This window comes from Planctomicrobium aquicomposti (assembly GCF_051466325.1).
GTDB lineage: Bacteria > Planctomycetota > Planctomycetia > Planctomycetales > Planctomycetaceae > Planctomicrobium.
The window spans coordinates 865,014-884,069 of sequence record NZ_CP195792.1; the positions used below are offsets into that span (position 1 = coordinate 865,014).

Consider the following 19,056-nt stretch of genomic DNA (forward strand, 5'->3'; position numbering starts at 1 on the left):
TTCTGATGGTAATGGGGACCAGAGCGGCTGAATTGCCCTCCTGCGTGCGGTCCGAGGTCCGGCTGGAAATGACGGTCGCCGCGGGACAGAGAGTTCTCCGATCTTCGAGAGGGGCTGATTCTGGCGGTTTTCCCCGGTCGAGGGCAATCCTACTCGGGAAAAAGGGGCTTCTCGACAGCCGGGAGCTGCACGCTCCGGGGGGGGCGTCACCCACGCGATCCGTGCAACCGAGAGGGACTTCAACTCCCCGGAGTAGCACAAGCGTCCGCCTCCAGCACCCCTGTCATCCCCGTTAACCTGCCGTGGCCATCGACTGGGGGCTGGTACACGCCAGGACTCCCACACAGACTGCTCGAGTGACTCAGGAACAGCTCAAACGGGGCGATCGCGTCGCGAGGGGGGGCGAGTCGACCCCGCTTTCGGCTCCGGTGGCTTCAGGCCTCTTTCAGCTTTTCCTTGAGTGACTTCTGCAGCTTCTCGCTGGGATTCTTTTTCTTTTCCTCAATCTCAAGGCTTTTTTTCCAGAACTCCACCGCCTCCTTCTGCCGGTCCAGCTTCAGCAGGCTGTCGCCGAGATGATCGTAGATCGTGCTGTCTTTCCCCTTATCGTGAGAGACAGCCTTTTCCAGATACTCGACTGCACCCTTGAAGTCGCCGAGGCGATAAAGGACCCATCCCATGCTGTCGAGGTAAGCAGGATTCTCGGGTTCCTTCGAGAGGGCCTTCTGGATCATGGAACGGGCCCGCTCCAGATTCTTGTTGTTGTCGGCCCACAGGTAACCGAGGTCGTTGTTGGCCTGGATGTTATCCGGGTCTTCCTTCAGAACCGCTTCGAGGACCTCTTCCCCTTTGGGCAGGTCTCCTTTCTCAACGTAAATACTGGAGACCATGAACCGGCACCGCTGCACCATTTCCCGATCGCTGGCGTAGTCGCGGATGACGTCGTTGAACGCCTTCAGGGCGTCGTCCCAGCGATGGGCGTGGTAGTAGATCCACCCTTCCTGAAACTGCAGGTTGGGGAGACTCGGGTTCAGCTGCTGTGCGGACTGAATCGACTGAACAGCCTCATCGGTATGCCCCTGCAGTTCCTGAGCCTGTGAGAGGTAAGAGAGGAACAGCCACTTGTCGCGTTGCAGGCTGTTCGATTCATGTTTGATCGCCTCTTCCAGAATGCTTTGGGCCTCGGCGTACTGTTCCGTGTCGAACAGCAGGTACTGGGTCAATTCCCGGTACAGGGCGGAGGGCGGATCATTCTTCATGGAAATGGCGAGTCGATAGAACTCGATTGCCTCGGCTGTCCGCTCGGCTTCGATGGACAGCTTGCCGAGGAGATAGGCCTGTGCGAATTCGAGTTTGGCATCGTCACCGGTCTTCTGGGCACGAGCCAGATTGAGCAGTCCGGTAAAGGTGGCTTCATCGCCGAGCAGTGCCGCCAGTTCGCGTTCAAAACCTTCCGCGATCACGCGAATATCGGGAGGCAGCTGTTGCACCGCCGCTCCCTCGCCGCGCGGAATTGTCTGGAAGGACTTTGTCAGGACGGTCAGCAGCTTCTCGTAATTCTTCTGCTGGCGGTGGATCGACAGCATGCCGATCAGTGCCCGGGGGTCGGTGACGTTGGATCGGCCATGTGTGTAGAGGGCGGCTGCCCGGTCCAGCTGACCTGCAGCGAGCAATTCATCTGCGAGAAAATAGCGGAGCACGTCGTTGTGCGTATCCTTCTCCTGCATTTTCTCCAGTCGGGGAATCAGTTCCGATTCTTGGCCGGATTCCTTCAGCAGGTCCTTCAGGAGTTCATAAGCCAGTCGACCGCGGGATTGCAGCTGGGCGTCAAAATAACCCTGCAGTTCTTCCAGGGCTTTGGCCGAGTTGCCGGTCTGGCGGAACACGGTCGCCAGGTTGTAACTGTGCAGTCCGGGCTTCGCTTCGCGATATTTGGAGGCTTCGGCAAAGGCCTTCAGAGCCAGTTCCGGCTGAGACGCTTTGAGAAACGCATCGCCAAATTCGTCGAAGAGTTTGCCGGGATCGGCCAGGACTTTTTTGCGGACCTCTTCGGGCAGTGTGTCGCCGGTGACCGCGTCAAACACGATCCGGTACTCTTCCGCCGCTTTCTGGGGATTGTTGGCATGCCCGTAGAGCGCGCCCAGATCGCGGTGCAGGAACAGTTCATAGACGGATCCGGGCTTCAGGCCTTTTGAAGCCAGCGCATCCTGCAGGAGCTGGATCGATTTGTTCATCTGATCCTGCCGGACGAAAATCTCGGACATCGCGAGAATCAGTTGGAAGCCCGCTTCGTTGTTTTCAGCGGCGCTCATGGCCAGCGTGCGGGCCTCTTCAACTTTCCCCTTCTGCAGCAGAATGGCGAGAGCGGAGCTGTAGGCGTCGATGGCGGTCGGGTCGATGCCGATCGCTGCCTGATAGGCTTTCAGCGCGGCATCGAAATCGCCCCGTTCCTGCAGCACTCGTCCCGTCATGTAACGGGCCAGGGCCTCTTTTTTGTTGGCGGAGTTTGCCGCTTCGGACTCGCGGGGCTGAAACGTCTGCAGCGGCTCATCACCCGGTTGAATCTGCAGCCCCTGCAGCCGGCTGGGTTTCGCTGTCGGCGGAGGAGTCTCGTTCCCGTCTGCAACGTGAGGAGCCAGTCCCCCCAGCCAGAGGCAGGCAGACAGTCCACAGATTAATCCCGGGCACTTGGGCAACTTCATCAGCAACCTCCTCAGTCCATCCGTGCAACGCCCCAGGAGCATTCGATTCCGATTCGGCGGAGCAGGCAGGAGGGTGATGCATTCGTGTGAGGAATGGTCCCCTGCCCTCGATACGGAAAAGCCTTCAGCTCCAGCAGTCTGTCGGTCATCATAATGGATGAAATTGCTCCCGACCAATCCCGAAACCTGATAAAACAGACCGCGTTTCCCGCTTCATGGCATCCCGGTGTAGGCGAAGCGGGGCGCAAATAGGGGAATTCGTCCTGACCTTCTGGAGGGGGAGTGGACGAGGCCGGCGAGTCTCCTGCACCCGATTTCCGGAATGCGGGGAGCCAACCCCCTGTTCGACTGCACACCTTCGGCACCCGATTGAAGGCCCCGCAATGTCTTACAAAATCCGCGAAGAACCACCGACTCCACGGCCGGCGAAGCCCCGTCCCCCTGAAAATTCCGCCCCGTCCTCTCCCGCTGCTCCTGTCGTTTCTACAAAGACAGCCGTTCGGCAGCCCGTCGAGCGGTTGCGGTCGCTGGATGCATTCCGCGGGTTTATCATGTTGGTGCTGGCTGCGCATGGGTTTGGTCTGGGGCAGTTGGCTCGCAGTCCGCAAGACAGTTTGGTCTGGAAGATCGTCGATCGCGGCGCGATTCGGAAAATCGGCTCCCATTTTGAGCATCCTCCTTACCAGAGCAGCTTCGTTCCCGGTTCGAATGACCCCCGCGAAGGTTCTCCGTGGAAGCATTGGGCGGTCTCCTTCTGGGATCTGATTCAGCCCGCATTCATGTTCATGGTCGGCGCTGCAATGCCCTTTTCCTATCGGCGGCGGTCGGAGGGGGGAGAGTCCCGCTGGCGGCAGACGCTGCATGCTGCGATCCGGTCTGTGGTCCTCATCCTGCTGGGGGTGTTTCTGTATTCCTTGGGAAGTTCGTCGACCCAGTGGATCTTTCCCAATGTGCTGGCCCAGATCGGGCTCGGTTACTTTTTCGTGACGCTGTTGCTGAATCGGCCTCAGTGGGTGCAATGGGGAGCCCTTGTAGTGATCCTCGCGGGGACGTGGGCTTTTCTGCATTATTCGCCACAGGGGAACTACGTCCCGGCAGACGTGGGTGCCAGTTACAAACGGGGTGAAATCTACGAGCCCCCTTACGCCCAGTGGTCGAAGAACGGAAATGCGTTTCATGCCTTTGATGTCTGGCTGCTGAACCGGTTTCCCCGACCGCAGGACGAGAAACCGTTTCGATTCAACCGGGGTGGGTACCAGACGCTCAACTTTGTCCCCTCGATGGCCACGATGCTGCTCGGCCTGCTCTGCGGACAACTGCTGATGTCGAGCGTGGAGCCGTCTCGCAAGTTCTGCTACCTGCTGCTGGGGGCATTGGTGTGCTGGGGATTGGGAGTTGTGGCGGGGGCGACTTGTTGTCCGATTGTGAAAAGGATCTGGACTCCCGCGTGGGTGTTGTTCAGCGGGGGTTACGTGATCGGCATGTTGGCCCTGTTCTATCTGTTCTTTGACCTGTTCCGTCTGAAGTGGCTGGCTTTTCCACTGGTCGTCGTGGGCATGAACTCTCTGCTGGTGTACGTGCTGGGTGAAACTCTGGCGTCGTGGATCGTGGCCAATGTCAATCGGCATTTCCATTGGGCGATCGATGGACTGCTCTCGTTGTGCAACCGGATGTTTCACTGGCTGGACGGCCTGCAGATTCCCCCGGAACAGGCGGGGCACACCCTGCATCAGGCTTTCGAACCGGTGGTGAATGGGGTGTCGGTGGCGCTGGTGCTGTGGCTCCTCTGTTACTGGCTGTTTCGGCAGAAGATTTTCGTACGCATCTGAGACCTGGCGGCCTGAATCTGCCGCTGAAAAATGTGATAGCGTGATTTTCCTGCTCATTCTAAGATGAGAGGAGCATGAGCCGGAGATGGCTCAGCGGCTGCGACCACGAGGGTCGAAGATCCCGACTGCCGGAGGATGGAATCCCAGTGCAACCCGCTCCTCAATCGACACCCCCACGCTCCCGTCTGTCTGTTGACGCTCAGCTGATACTGGCCACCGTCGTGGCACTGCTTGTCGGCATCTGGCTGACAAACATCTCCGCCAAGCCGACCGATCCCGGTTCAGATCTGTCGACAACCGACAAGCCCGACTGTGTCGTTGTCGTCGATGTGGACGACCCGGACAAGCCGGTTGCACCGCCGGCAGCCGCCGGGCCATCAGAACCGGTGACTCCCGGTCCACCCTCTGCGCAGAGCTCTGCTGAAGCGCCGTCACAACCGACCGTCTCCCTGCTGCGAGACCAGCTGGTCGGGCGCTGGCAGCTGAATGAAAGCATCTTCCGGGACATTGAAGTTCGCGACGATGGCACCGCCACGATGCAGGTGAAGCTCGATTTTGTTTCGAGTCTGATGTATGGCTCTGCGATGACGCTGCAGCTGGCGTGGAAACTCGATCAGGATGTGCTCACCCACACCATTACGTCCGGAGAGCCCAAGGCAAATGTCGACAAGCTCATCAAGGACTTTGGCAACAGTAAGTCGTATCGGATTATGAAAGTCGAACCTCGACTGATGGTGCTGGAGTCGATTGACTCCGAGAAGTCCACACAGCGCTGGCAGCGCTACTGACAGCTCATCGCTGCTGTGCATTGGTGCGGGAATTGCATTGATTCGCCGCGAATGAAGTGCGATTCGCAGCACGTTTGCAATGGATCGGTTTCAATTGGAATGCTGAAGCTGGGGAAACCGCCTGATCATTAGACAGGGGGTGTCTCAACCATCAAGATGCTGCGAATACCAGATCGGTATTCCGCAACTCTTGAGGCAGTCCGTGAACGATCGTCCGGCACCTTCGAATCTGCTGCCCGTCTCATATCGGGTTCAGCTGTGTGTCTGGCTGCTGGTGACAGGTCTGGCTGTGGTTTGCGAAATCCCCCGCTGGATGACGCCGGCCGCACGGCTCTCCTCGCTCTCCAGCTGGCTGTGCGGGCAGGGGGATTGGCTGCCCTTCATTCCCTGGCTGCTGCTGGGACCATTGATCGGCCTGAAGCTGCCGATCCGGGTTCGCAGAAAGTTTGACTCGAACTGGCAGTACTGGCTGAAGCGCTCGGCTGGTCAATCGGGAGGGTGGCTCGGCAACCTGATCGCGAGTGTGCTGCTGTTCTGCACCGCGCTGTGGATGAGCAGTGATGTCGCTCAGCGATTCGCTCCCCCCGCCGCTCCGGGACAATACGCCCCCGCCTATCATGATGAATTCAGCTATCTTTATCAGGCGGAGACGTTCCTGCAGAGACGCTTCACCAACCCAGCATTTCCGGAAGCTCCGGAGCTGTTCGATCAGATTCATGTCCTCAATGAAGGGACTGCCGCCAGCCGCTACTTTCCCGGAACGGGAGCCTGGCTGGCACCGTTCGTGGATCTCGGTGATCCCTGGCTGGGACAACGTCTGGCCCACGCGCTGATCGCCCTGCTGATTTTCTGGATCGGTCGCGAGCTCTCCAGCAACCGGGTCGGGCTGCTGGCCTCCGGGTTGTATGCTCTGGCCCCCGGCCCCTTACTGTTCAGCAGTCTGCTTCTTTCCCACCAGCCGACCTTGCTGGGGCTGATGGTCTTTCTGCTCGCGTTTCTCCGCTGGCAGCGAACGAACAGCCTGCTGATGACATGGATCGCCGGCGTCGGTCTGTCGTTCGCCATGCTCTGCCGTCCGATGACGGCTGCCGGCTTCGGGCTTCCGTTTGGGATTGTGTTCGCCTCGTGGTGGCTGACCGGCAAGCCGAGATTTGACGGTTTGCCTCCTTCGACAACGCTGGTCCGACGTTCGTTGCGGGCGGTGCTGCTGGGATTGCCGCTCGTGGCGGGAATCGGCTGCATGCTGTTCTACAACCAGCAGGTGACCGGCTCCGCCTGGAAGTCGCCGTATCAGCTCTACACCGACGTCTATACCCCGCGGCACCGCTATGGATTCAACAATGTCACGATCGGCGAACAGCATCTCGGGCCGAAAGTGATCGAGAACTATGACCGCTGGGCCGAAAACCTGACTCCGGAGCTGGCCGCCCGCAACGTGCTGGTGCGCAGTGAAAGCAGTCTCCGCTGGTCGATGGGCATTGTCCCGCTGCTGCTGGGGAGCCTCGTAGTCCTGTTGTCTCCCCACGCGGGATCAACCCGCTGGCTGCTGATCTTTGCCAGCATCTTCAGTCTGCATCTTGTGCACATCCCGTACTGGTTCGAAGGGATCATGGGCTGGCACTATGTCTACGAGACAGCCCCGCTGTGGATCCTGCTGTTTGCAGAGTCTTCGTTCCGATTGATTACCACCTGGCGGGCGAGCAATCAGGGAGGTCTCGTCTGGTGGTGGCGGGGAATGATTCTGCTCGCGGTGATTGTGAACCTGCGAACGGTGGTGCCGCTCTGGCCGGGACGATTGCCTCAAGGAGTGGCTGAAGTGAAGTTCTCCCGCGATCGCTATACGCAATTCTGGCAGCAATTCAACGAGCGGCGGGGAACAAAGCCGGTGGCGCTGTTTGTCATTCCCGATCCGGCGGACCGCCATATCGACTTCATCTTGAACCGGCCTCAACTGGAGGAGCAGGTGGTCTTCCTGCGGTTAAATGACCGCGCGCACCTGGAACGTTATCAAAAACTCTTTCCGGACCGGGACGTTCTGATTTACGATGCCGCACAGAAGACATTCAGCAGTCCGTAGCAGAAGTTGTTGTGGCCACCGCTTGCGGATGGAGACGAGAACCGGACCGCTGGTGACTGAGTGCCCAGCAAGCACGCGCGATTCGTTGGGCATTCCGGTTGCTGAAACGACGCCACTTTTTCAGGGCTTGAGGCAAATCGCCCGTCGACAGGGCTCCATTCCGGTTCATTTTTTTTCAGGTCAACGACGAAGATGCGCGTCGGAATCTTTGCAGACACTCACGATCACCTCGACAACATTCGCCGGGCGGTAAAGGTCTTCAATGACCGCGAGTGCGCGTGCGTACTCTTTGCGGGTGATCTGGTCTCCACATTTGCCGTCCCACCTTTGCGGCAACTGAAGTGCCCGTTCTATGGCTGCTTCGGCGATAACGAAGGAAACAAAATCGGCCTCGTCGGTGGACTGCGTCTGGTCGGCCAGATTCAGGAAGCACCTGCCTTGTATACGTTATCCGATGGAACACGTGTGGTTCTGGTGCACATGGAACGTCAGCTCGCCGGACTGCAGGAGGACTATGACATGGCGATTTGTGGCCATACTCATCGTCCGGCAGTCAAGCAGGATGAGCAGGGCCGGCTGCTGATCAATCCGGGGGAAACATCGGGATGGACGTTCGGCCAGCCGACCGTGGCATTGCTCGAGACCGACACGCGGCAGGTGGAGATTGTCCCTCTCGATGTGTCGCTTCCCCTGCCCAGCTGGAATGAGGATCGCCGTCAGCGTGCCGCCGGGAATGCCGCTCAGGCGTTGAACAAACAAAAACGTCCGTGACCGGCAACCCTGTGGAAGGGATTGACCATTGTCACGGACGCCGAGGTCGAGAGGAGAGACTCGAATCAACCCTTGGTGAACTGCAGGCCCGGATCAGCCGGGTTGTCGCCCGCCAGACGGAAGGTGAACTGGTTTGCTCCCTGCGGAGAAACTTCGCCGACCAGCTGCGAGTTTTCGTTCTGCTTCAGGATCAGGTAGTCGTTCGCCAGCGTGTAGGTTCCTGACATCGTCTGTGATTTCCCCTGCTGCGTCACCTTCCAGCTGAAGGTATTATCCGGCTTCAGGGACAGGGCGAATGTCGATCCATCGCTGCGCTGGGCCGACCAGTTACCGGCCAGGCTGCCTGCCGCAATCGGGGCTGCGGTTCCGTTTCCAGCGGGTGCAGGCGTCGCCGGAGGCTGGATTGCTCCGAGCGAGGTCAGCAGCTGAGTCGTGAGGGCATCGCCCGGTTTCAGCCGCAGCATCTGCTGCAGCTCGGTTACCGCATCATCATGCTGGCCGGCAGTCAGGTACTGATACGCCAGAACGAAGTGACCGGCCGCGTTATCGGGATTTTGACCGACGTAAGCAATCAATTTCTTGACCTGCCCATAATAGGTGTCGGAGCTTCCGTACAGGCCGATCATCGTCGTCCAGTCCCAGCCGGGGCCAGCCGAGAGGACGGCATAATCTGTGGCTGCGGCATCGTCATATTTCCCCAGTGCGAACTGTGCCAGACCACGGAACTGGTGCAGCACGATTTCGTTCGGCGCCAGTTTGATCGCTTCGTCGGTCGACTTGAGAGCAGCTGTGTAGTTGTTCGCCTTGAATGCTTCCCGTGCCTTGGCAAACAGCTGTTCGGCCTGCTGAACCTGCGGCGACGTCGATGAGTTGTCAGCGATCGACTGCTGTGAACCACCGGAGCCGCCATCCGTGTAGTTGTTCACAATGAGTGGCTGCGAGTAGTCGATGTACGGGGTTGTGGCATAACCGCCAGAGACGTAGAACGGGTTGCTGTAAGGCCAATAGCCCCACGTGTAAGGCGAAGCGAGTGCCGCACCGGTGACGAATCCGGCGCCCCATCCCCAGCCGGTTCCCCAGCCCCAACCCCAGGGATGGCCGTACCAGTGACCGTTCCAGTTGTTGTGCCAGTCGCCGTGGTACCAGTTGCCGTCGTGAAACGGACCGTGGTCGAAGTTGTTGACGTTGATGTTGTCGTGGTTGAAGTTGTCCCGATTTGCGATGTTGTTGCGGTCGCCGATGTTGTTGGTTCGATCACCGATGTTGGTTCGGTCGCCGATGTTGGTTCGGTCCCCTTCAAACGGGTTCTTTCCTCCTGCACCGAAGCCCCACTGGTTGGCCCCCTTGCCGGCGCCTCCCCCTTCGAAGGGGTTGTTCACGGCGGGAGTCCGGTGACCCTCCTCGCCAAACTGACCTTGTCCCAGGCCGCCAAAGTCGCGCCCCCCTCCTCCAAAGCCGTCGCGACCGCCAATGCCGCCAGAGCTGTCACCTCCAGGGCCCCGATCCCCCGCGCCAAATCCTCCCCGATCGGCCCCTCCTCCAAAATCGCGGCTGCCCCCACCGAAGCTTCCGCCTCCGAAGTCACGGCCACCACCTCCACCGAAGCTTCCTCCACCAAAGTCACGGCTCCCACCACTCGGACTGCCGCCGCCAAATCCACCGCCCCCACCCATGCTGCGGCCACCCATGCCGCCGCCAAAGCCGCCGCCTCCACCCATGCTGCGACCACCCATGCCGCCGCCAAAACCGCCACCTCCACCCATGCTGCGGCCCATGCCACCGCCCCCAAACCGGCCGGCTTCCACGGAAGAAGCCACCCAGGGTAAACAGCAAAGCAACAAAACCGCAGACCTGACCGGGAATTTCATGAATCGCTCCTGCGCTGAAAACTGAATGAGAGAATGAGACGCGTGCTGGTTTACTGGACCGACTTCAATGGAAGCGGCTTCCGCGCCATGGCAGCCGCCTGCAGATCAGGCAAAGTTTTGCCCCCCACGGTGCGGCTGCGCGACTCAAACGAGCACAGATCGGGGGAGATCCGGCGGAACGTGTTGACCGCCGTCGTCCGTTCCCCTTCGGGATTCACACCGAGCATCGTGGCAGTGAACCCATCTCCGGAACGACTCCAGGTTCCTTCCGCGAATCCGCCGCGGGAATCAAACACCCACGATCGGAGCGTCCGCGACGATGCATCCCAGCCGATCCGCTGCGAAATCGTCATCACCGTTTTTCCGGCAATCTGCACTGTCGACTCACCCAGAATGAAATTCCTGTTCTCACTCCACTTGTAAGAAGAAGTGACGAGCGAGGCCGGACTTTCATCGACCCAGTCGCCAATCAGCCAGCTCAGCTGTGCCAGATGGTCTTCCGGCGTCGTCCGGAGAGCCGGCCAGTCACGGGCAATCTTGATCAGCCACTGATTCCCTTCTTTGACATGCACGGCTGCGTAGCCGCTCTTTTCGGATCCCCCCTGATCGGGTTGAGTGAGGATCGACAGTCCCTCTTCAATGGCGACGTTGGGATCGAGCAGCTCGATGCCTCGAATCTGGATGTCGACCTTGCTTCCCGAGACCTGTTGAAACAGCGTTGTAAACAGGTTCTCGATGGCTTCGCGACCTTCGAAGACTTCCCCTTCGCCGGTAATCAGTCGGGCTGACTCCGAGAACAGGGCGCTCAGGGCTTTGGCATCGCCGGCGTTGTAGGCCTTTTCGTATGCCTCCGTTGCCGATCGGATCGCCTGTTCGTCCGGGCTGGCGGGAGTGGCCGAGTCTCCCAGTGTGGTGAGTCCGATTGCGATGCCGCACGCAGCCAGCATCGGAAAAAACATGCGTCGCCAACTCGTAATGTCCATAGATGTTTCCGCTGAGAAGATGGACGAAGATGATGTCACGATTCGTGGGAAATACTGCTGGCCATTGTCCGGCCTGACTTGGCTCGACCGGGAGGCCACATTGACGGTTCCGGCAATCAAGGCTTGCGCTCCGTCAACACGTGTCCCGATCGGGGTGGTGAAACCGCCTGGCTCCGGAGGCTGCCTTGTGCGAGTTCGTGTCTCAATGCGTTCTGTCTGTTCGTCGTGAAGAACAGAACATTCGCCAGCCCGTGCAGATCACCACTCCGGGTGGTCCAACAGCCCTGTTGTCTGAACGGCACGCTCCAGAGAATCCGTTCCTGCCCGATCTGGTTGCTGAGCATCGCTCGGTTGCCCGTTGTCGACTGGTCTGAGGACCACCCGCTTCTGGAATGCTCCCGCCCCTTTCGGCAGGAACGTCCCTCACGACTCGCTGCAACCAGATTTCATTCGCCGGAATCATTTCCGACGGTTGCCAGTGGCATTGATCACGGCTTGCTCCACCCGTTCAACGCGGGCAGCTGTGGCCGTCTCGAAAGTCGATCCTTCCTTCAGTGACCATAGCATATTAAGGCACCGCCTGCCGGAAATTGGATGAATCTGCAACAGACTTCCTGCGTCAAACCCCTTGTCCGAGCCTGCCTTCCACCGCAGATTCCGGCTGATGTGGTTGATCGTTGCCACTCGCACAGGCGGGCATCGCGATACATCCCTCTTCTGCGGATTATTGAAACGCCCGGGTGAGGTTTCGCGGCGGCTGATCCCGGGAATGCGTGCGGAGGCGGCTCCACGGGTCGGGAGATGCGGAGATCCGCTTGCGCTGTGGTCTGTGTGAACTCAACGAGTGGTTCAGCACTTCCCAGGCGTCCGCAGAGCATTCTGCTGAGGAGGAACTGACATCTGACGAAGGGTTGCTCTCACGGAAGCGAGGGGAAAGCCTCCTGTGGACGCGTGGGGACAGGGAAGGCCTTGAAGGGATGTGGTGCCAAACGTGGGAAGAACCGCGGATTTAACGCTGAGTGAGTGCAATCTGCGAAAAATTCTGCAGGCTCCCGGACATGTCCGCATTCGGCTTCCACAGTGGTCCGATGAACAGAAGGATTCAGTTCGGTTCCAGTCCGATTCGGTCTCGTTGTCAATTCCGGTTTTGCCCAGAAAGGAGGATCAGAAAAACATCGGCAAGTTTTGCCGGGAATTGATTGACCGAAGCGGCGAACCTTCGTAGTCTCAAGTTGAACTGAACGTGACGTTCAGAGGTGTTCACGTCTCTTCAATGAAACTGAATCAACCGCAGTCCTAGCCCCAGACATGCCTGCCCGCCCAAAATCGGAGATCCCGCATCTCCTCCCGCCTTAATCGACTCGCCTCGCACGGGCCTGTGCATGACTGAACCACACCGTCCCCCAATCCCGGAGGCACCTTCATGGTTCACTCACCTTCCAACTGTTCCCCGAACTTCTTCAACCGCCTCTCCCGTCGCGGGTTTTTACAGGCCGGTATTCTTGCCGGAACGGGACTGACTCTCCCGCAGCTGCTCGCCCGTCAGGCGCGGGCCGATCTCAAGGACTACGCCAACTTCCAGGGAACCGCGAAGTCGGTCATTCACATCTTTCTCCCGGGGGGCCTGCCGCAACAGGAGTCATTCGATCCCAAGCCGTTTGCTCCGATCGAATATCGCGGCGAGATGGGAAACATCGCGACCAAGATCCCCGGGGTCCGCTTTGGCGAACTGCTTCCGAAAACCGCAGCCATTGCCGACAAGATCTGTGTGATTCGCTCGATGTCGCATGGTGAAGCCGATCACGAACGGGGTGTGCATGACATGTACACCGGTTACAAGCCGAGCCCCGCGATCGACTATCCGTCGATCGGTTCAATCGTGAGCCAGCAGTTCGGCTCGCGGAATGATCTTCCGCCGTATGTCTGCATTCCCCGTCAGTCGACTCCCTATGCGGGGAGCGGCTATCTGAGTTCGGCATTCGCGCCGTTTTCGTTGGGGGCCGACCCGGCAACCGATGGCTTCGTGGTGCAGGATCTCGAACTTCCCAAGTCGGTCGACGACAGTCGCTTCGCCACACGTCGATCCGCACTCGAGGCGGTCAACTCCTACTTCCGTCAACGGGAAGAGTCGGCCCACCTGGACGCGATGGACAGCTTCTATGAATCGGCCTACAAGCTGGTGACCTCTCCTTCGGCCCGGGCGGCCTTCGATCTGGGGAAAGAGCCCGCTGCGCTGCGTGATGCCTACGGGCGGAATACGGCCGGGGCTCGCATGCTGCTGGCCCGCCGACTGGTCGAAGCCGGTGTCCGGCTGGTGAATCTCACCTACGGCGGATGGGACATGCACGACAATATCGTCCGGGGAATGCGGAATCAGACTCCCGCATTCGACCAGGCCTACAGTCGCCTCATTCTCGATCTCGAAGAACGGGGGCTGCTGGACGAAACCCTGGTCATTGTCTCATCGGAATTTGGACGATCACCCAAGATCAATACGACCGCCGGTCGCGACCACTGGCCGAAAGTGTTCAGCGTGGCCCTCGCCGGAGGTGGCTTGAAGAAGGGACTGGTTTACGGTTCCTCCAACTCGACAGCCAGCGAAGTCGACCAAGATCTGATGTCCGTCGAAAATCTGTTCACCACGATCTACCACACGCTGGGGATCGTGGCGGACAAAGAACTCATGGCGCCCGGTGGACGCCCGATCGAAATCATCGACGGCGGGGAAGTCGTCAAAGAACTGCTGGCCTGACGTTAAGTGGTCCTGGCGCAGACGTGCCCCTGCGGACCTGTCTGCGCTGGTGCAGGCTTGCCTGCGGCCTCCGGTCAGCAAGGAGGCTTTGCTTTCGCAGTTCGAAACTCTGGTGGCTTCAACCGACCTCGTCCAGGAGTTGGCGGGCCAGCTGCGGATGCCAGGTCGCCTCGACTGCCAACCTGAAATCGATATCTGGTCTCGGGGAATTCTGCTCCCGAAAGGATGATCGCCAATGCGAAAACAATGGATCGTGGGACTGGGCCTGTTGATTTGCACCACGCACGCCTGGGGAGCGTCCCCCGTGTTGAGCAATCTGCAGCCGGTGGGCGGGCAACGGGGAACCGAGGTCGTTTTGACTCTCTCCGGCCGCGCTCTGCGTGATCTGGAAGACATCGTGGTTCATGAGCCGGGGCTCGAAGTGAGCGAGGTGAAGGCCAACCCCAACGGAAATTCGGCGACGGTCCGCATCCGGATTGCACCGGATTGCGAACTCGGTCCGCGACGAATTCGCGCGCGCACCAGCACCGGGATTTCGGACTTTCAGATCTTCTATGTGACCGCTCTGCCGATCCAGGCAGAAAAAGAGCCCAACAATTCGATCGCCGCAGCGCAGGCACTTCCCCTCAACAGCACTGCTGCGGGCAAAATCGAGTTGAAAGATGTCGATCTCTACGTGATTGAAGCCCGGCAGGGTGAGCGGGTTTCGGCCGAAGTCTGCGGCATGCGGTTAGGACGATCTGCCGGTCGAACACTGTTCGACCCCAGCCTCTCCGTGCTGACGGAAGAGGGACAGGTCCTCGTTGCCAATGACGATTCGACGGTCCTCTGGACCGACCCGTGTGTCTCGTTCATCGCTCCCCGGGATGGCAAGTATTTCATTCAGGTGAATGATTCCATTCACTTCGGCGATGCCCGCTCCGACTACCTGCTCCACGTGGGGAATTTTGTGCGACCGACAGGTGTCTTTCCCCTGGGGGGGCAGCCGGGGACAGAAACCGAATTCACTTTTCTCGGTGATCCGAACGGCGCGCTGACGCAGAAGATCAAACTTCCCGAAGCGGCTGCGGAGAAGCATTTCGTTCATCACACGCACGAGCAGGGAATCACCCCGACCGGGCTCCCTGTCCGGGTCAGTGCTCTGACCGAGGTCTTCGAAGTCGAGCCGAACAACTCGGCCGACAAAGCGGTCGACGCGGTTGTGCCCGGGGCGTTTAACGGCACGATTGCCACTCCCGGAGATCAGGATACGTACCGGTTCACCGCCAAGAAGGGGGAGCGTTACACCATCGAAGTTTATGCCCGGCGGCTACGGTCGCGACTCGATCCCTCGTTTCATATCTCTGCGAAGGACGGAAAGACTCTGGTCTCGAACGATGACCGGAATGGTCCCGATTCCGGAGCCGATTTCACCGTCCCCGCAGACGGCGAATATACCCTGACGGTCTATGATCAACTGAAGCGGGGAGCGGAAGACTTTGTCTATCGCGTGGAAGTGACTCCCACACAGCCTGCTGTCTATGCCTCCGTTCTTGATGTGGACCGTTATATTCAGCCGCAGATCGCCGTTCCGCGTGGCGCAGCATTCGGAATGCTGGTCAACATTCGGCGCGATGGGTGTAGTGGACCAGTCCAGTTTGAATCGACTGATCTCCCCCCCGGAGTACATATCGACTGTCCCGAAGATTCGCGGGGGACAACGCAGATTCCCCTGATGATTTACGCGGACGAAGATGCCCCGCTCTCCGGTACGGCCTCCACGATCCGGGCTGTGCTGGTCGATCCGGCCAAGCCCGACCTGCGGGTGCAGAACCCGCTGACGCAGGAATACCTGATGACTCGGTTCTTCAATAATCAGGCGGTCTGGATCGAAAAGTTCGACACGATTGCGATCGCCGTGACGGAGCCGGCCCCCTTCCGTTGCTGGATTGAGCCGCCGGCCGTGCCCATCGTCCGGGGCGGGACTCTGCAGTTGAAGGTCTGCTGCGAACGGCTCGCGGGATGGGAGGGAGATATCAGCGTCCGGACGCTGAAGGAAGTTCCGGGAACGACTTCGAATCGATCCATCGTCATCCCCAAGGGTCAGACGGAAGCGCTGATCCCGATCAATGCCACCACGACAGCCGGTCTGGGGCAATCACAGGTCACCATCCGTTGTGCGGCGACCGTCGATGGCACCCAGCTACAATTTTGCACTCCCCTGGTCCCCGTGACGGTGGAAGAACCGTACCTGACGGTCGCGTTCGGCGAAGGGGTCGTTCGACAGGGGGGAGAAATCCCCTATGTGCTGACGTTGACTCAGCGGAAAGCCTTCGAAGGCGAGGCCACAGCCGAACTGGTCGGCCTGCCCGCGAAGGTGACCGCCGAGAAAGTCCAGTTCAACAAAGAGGCCAAGGAGATCCGCTTTACCATCAAGGCGGCAGCCGATGCTCCACCGGCGTCGACGAAGGATCTGCTCTGCCGGATCGATATTCCCGAGAACGGAGCTGAGGTCAAGCACCAGTTCGGCTCGGGAAAGCTGCGGATCGATCGCGCTCCACAGTCGACCCCGCAACCGGCGGCGACCACGGCGAGCGCTGTCCCTCAATCACGCCTGCAGCAGCTGCGCGAACGCAAGGCTGCTCCCGCCGCCACGACGGAAGCCACCAAGTAGCCTGCCCGCCCCGATTTCAGCGGAAGCGAACCATCATGAAGCCCCTGCAAAACGCCCTCCCACATGCTCCAAGCGTCGAGTTCTCTCTGCGACGTGTCACGAGATGGACTCTTCGCGGCCTGACCGCCTGTCTGGTGCTGCATTGCAGCCTCACGGCGTCTGCCGCTGAGATTGTCGACATTCAGGTTTTCCCTGCTGAGGTGAGCCTCACCTCGAAAAGCGACCGCCAGTCCGTGGTGGTTCAGGGCTTGACCGCTGACGGCCTCACCTATGACGTCACACAAGACTGTCAGTGGACGTTCGCGAACGACGGTCTCACTCGTCGTGAAGGATCGACGCTGAAGCCGGCAGCGGATGGCGAAACGCAGCTGACGATCACGCATGGAACGCTCTCCCGTCAGGTGCCGGTGGTGGTCAAGAACTCCGCGTCTGATCCTCCGGTCAGCTTCAATCTGGATGTCATGCCCATCTTGATGAAAGCCGGCTGCAATACCGGCAGTTGCCACGGCGCAGCGAAAGGGAAGGACGGCTTCTGTCTCTCTCTGTTTGGTTATGATCCCGATGGAGATCACCGTCGGATCACGGAAGAACAACCGGGCCGGCGCATCAATCTTGCCGTTCCCGAAGCGAGTCTGATGGTCGAGAAAGCCATCGGTGCGGTTCCGCACTCGGGAGGGAAGCGGTTCGAAGCCGATTCTGAAGCCTGCCAGCATCTGGTTGAGTGGATTCGTCTCGGCGTGCCGAAAGATCCACCGACCCAGATCACCTGTACCGGCATTGAACTCGGACCGACACAGGCGGTGCTCGACGGTGAAGGGGCCTCGCAACAGCTGGTCGTGGTCGCCAAATACTCCGATGGTTCCACACGCGACGTCACCGCGCTGTCTGCCTTTCTGACCAGCAACGAAGGTTCCGCCAAAGTCAGCGAGAGCGGGCTGATTACCGCCGGCGAACGGGGCGAGGCATTCGTCATGGCCCGGTTTGACGTGTACACCCAGGGGGCTCAGGTTCTGACCCTGCCCAAGGGGCTGCAGTACGAAGCTCCTGCCAGCGAGCCGGTGAACTTCATCGATGAACTGGTCATGGAGAAGCTCAAGAAACTGAGGTTACAGCCTTCCGGGTTGTGCACCGATGAGGAGTTTCTGCGGCGGGTGACGATCGACCTGACTGGGCTGCTGCCGACTCCCGATGAGTACCACGCCTTCATGTCGAGCTCCGAGCCGGACAAGCGGGCGAAAAAGATTGACGAGTTGCTGGCCAGTCCCGAATTCACCAACGTTTGGGTTTCAAACTGGGCCGACTGGCTGCGGATGCGATCCGAGGATGCTCTCTCGGAAAAAACGATTGGCCTGTATCATCGCTGGATCTCTGAGCAGCTCGCCGCGAACGTTCCTCTGGACCAGATGGTGAAATCGTTGCTGACCGGCAGCGGGGGAACGTTCAGTGTTCCTCAGGTGACCTACTATGAAATCACGAAAACCCCCGCGGACCTGGGCGAAAACGTGGCACAGGTTTTCATCGGCACGCGGATTCAATGCGCGCAATGCCACAACCATCCGTTCGACCGCTGGACGCAGAATGATTACTACGACTTCGCAGCGTTTTTTGCACAGGTCGCCCGCAAGAATGGGGAAGACCCGCGCGAACGTGTGATCTTCAATCGAGGGAGCGGCGAGGTCAAACATCCCGTCACCGGCAAAAACGCGATTCCACGGTTCCTCGGGGGGGAGGCTCCCAAGCTGGATGGCCGTGACCGTCGTGAGATTCTGGCGGATTGGCTGGTCTCCAAGGAGAACCCCTACTTCGCCAAAAACTTCGCTAACCGCATCTGGCTGGAATTGTTCGGACGGGGTCTGGTGGAACCGGTGGACGACTTCCGCATTTCCAATCCTCCGAGCAATCCGGAACTGCTGGATGCGCTGGCGGAGCGGTTTATCGAGTCGAACTATGATTTCCGTAAACTGGTGAAAGAGATCTGCGTCTCGCAGACCTACCAGCGTTCGACCCGCCGCAACGACAGCAATCGTTCGGATGAAGCGAATTACGCCCATCAGAACATCCGTCGGATCAAGGCGGAGTCGATGCTCGACATTCTGACGCAGGTGACGAAGACCACCGATGCCTTCCCGGGAGTTCCCCACGGGGGCCGCTCCAAGCAGATCGCGGATGGTCGCTTCTCCTCGTACTTCCTCACCACCTTCGGCCGGGCGACCCGGACAACCGCCTGCTCTTGCGAGGTGCGGATGGAGCCCAATCTGTCGCAGGCTCTGCATCTCATGAACGGGACCACCGTGAACGCCAAGATGCAGCAGGGGAAGCTCATCGAAACTCAGTTACAGCAGAAGAAACCTCCGCAGGAGATCGTGGAGGATCTCTACATCACCTGCCTCTCACGCCTGCCCAGTGACGAAGAACGGGCCAATCTGGCACCGCTGATCGGCGAAGGTGCGAACGTGCAGCAAGGTCTGGAAGACATCTTCTGGGCACTGCTGAACTCGCGCGAGTTCCTGTTCAATCACTGACGTTGCGTGCGGACGATCTGATTTTTGTGATCCCTCGATGCCTCGTCCGGCGAGTGCTCTGACAAAGAGGTCGCCGACGGGACATTCGGAAAGAGCTGACTGGCTCCAGGA

Annotated in this window: 10 protein-coding genes; 7 read left to right on the top strand and 3 right to left on the bottom strand. The window is 59.5% G+C overall.

The window, feature by feature from the left end:
* Window positions 1-434: 434 nt before the first annotated feature.
* Window positions 435-2,702, bottom strand: a complete 2,268-nt coding sequence (locus SH664x_RS03335; RefSeq protein ID WP_437205041.1) for a tetratricopeptide repeat protein — start codon at window positions 2,700-2,702, stop codon at window positions 435-437.
* Between the two features lie 383 nt (window positions 2,703-3,085).
* Between SH664x_RS03335 and SH664x_RS03340 the strand changes: the two genes are divergently transcribed.
* From SH664x_RS03340 to SH664x_RS03355, 4 genes are all read left to right on the top strand, one after another.
* Window positions 3,086-4,531: an acyltransferase family protein gene (locus SH664x_RS03340; protein WP_437205043.1), complete on the top strand. Its 1,446-nt coding sequence runs from the start codon at window positions 3,086-3,088 to the stop codon at window positions 4,529-4,531.
* 146 nt (window positions 4,532-4,677) lie between these two features.
* Window positions 4,678-5,319 carry a hypothetical protein gene (locus SH664x_RS03345; RefSeq protein WP_437205045.1) on the top strand — a complete coding sequence of 214 codons (642 nt, stop codon included), beginning with the start codon at window positions 4,678-4,680 and terminating at the stop codon, window positions 5,317-5,319.
* Window positions 5,320-5,521: 202 nt separating this feature from the next.
* A complete protein-coding gene (locus tag SH664x_RS03350) occupies window positions 5,522-7,396 on the top strand; it encodes an ArnT family glycosyltransferase (RefSeq protein ID WP_437205047.1) in 1,875 nt (624 codons plus the stop codon).
* A gap of 192 nt (window positions 7,397-7,588) precedes the next feature.
* Window positions 7,589-8,167, top strand: a complete 579-nt coding sequence (locus SH664x_RS03355; protein ID WP_437205048.1) for a metallophosphoesterase — start codon at window positions 7,589-7,591, stop codon at window positions 8,165-8,167.
* 65 nt (window positions 8,168-8,232) lie between these two features.
* Here SH664x_RS03355 and SH664x_RS03360 read toward each other — a convergent pair whose 3' ends face one another.
* Together SH664x_RS03360 and SH664x_RS03365 are read right to left on the bottom strand one after the other, a co-directional pair.
* A complete protein-coding gene (locus tag SH664x_RS03360) occupies window positions 8,233-10,035 on the bottom strand; it encodes a tetratricopeptide repeat protein (protein WP_437205049.1) in 1,803 nt (600 codons plus the stop codon).
* A 50-nt stretch (window positions 10,036-10,085) separates the two neighbouring features.
* Entirely contained in the window at window positions 10,086-11,018 is a 933-nt protein-coding gene (locus SH664x_RS03365; RefSeq protein WP_437205050.1) for a YybH family protein, read from the bottom strand.
* A gap of 1,423 nt (window positions 11,019-12,441) precedes the next feature.
* Between SH664x_RS03365 and SH664x_RS03370 the strand changes: the two genes are divergently transcribed.
* From SH664x_RS03370 to SH664x_RS03380, 3 genes are all read left to right on the top strand, one after another.
* A complete protein-coding gene (locus SH664x_RS03370; protein ID WP_437205052.1) occupies window positions 12,442-13,770 on the top strand; it encodes a DUF1501 domain-containing protein in 1,329 nt (442 codons plus the stop codon).
* 235 nt (window positions 13,771-14,005) lie between these two features.
* Window positions 14,006-16,423 (top strand): PPC domain-containing protein, encoded by a 2,418-nt coding sequence (locus SH664x_RS03375; protein WP_437205054.1) that lies wholly within the window; start codon window positions 14,006-14,008, stop codon window positions 16,421-16,423.
* 35 nt (window positions 16,424-16,458) lie between these two features.
* Window positions 16,459-18,945, top strand: a complete 2,487-nt coding sequence (locus tag SH664x_RS03380; RefSeq protein ID WP_437205055.1) for a DUF1549 domain-containing protein — start codon at window positions 16,459-16,461, stop codon at window positions 18,943-18,945.
* Window positions 18,946-19,056: the final 111 nt, after the last annotated feature.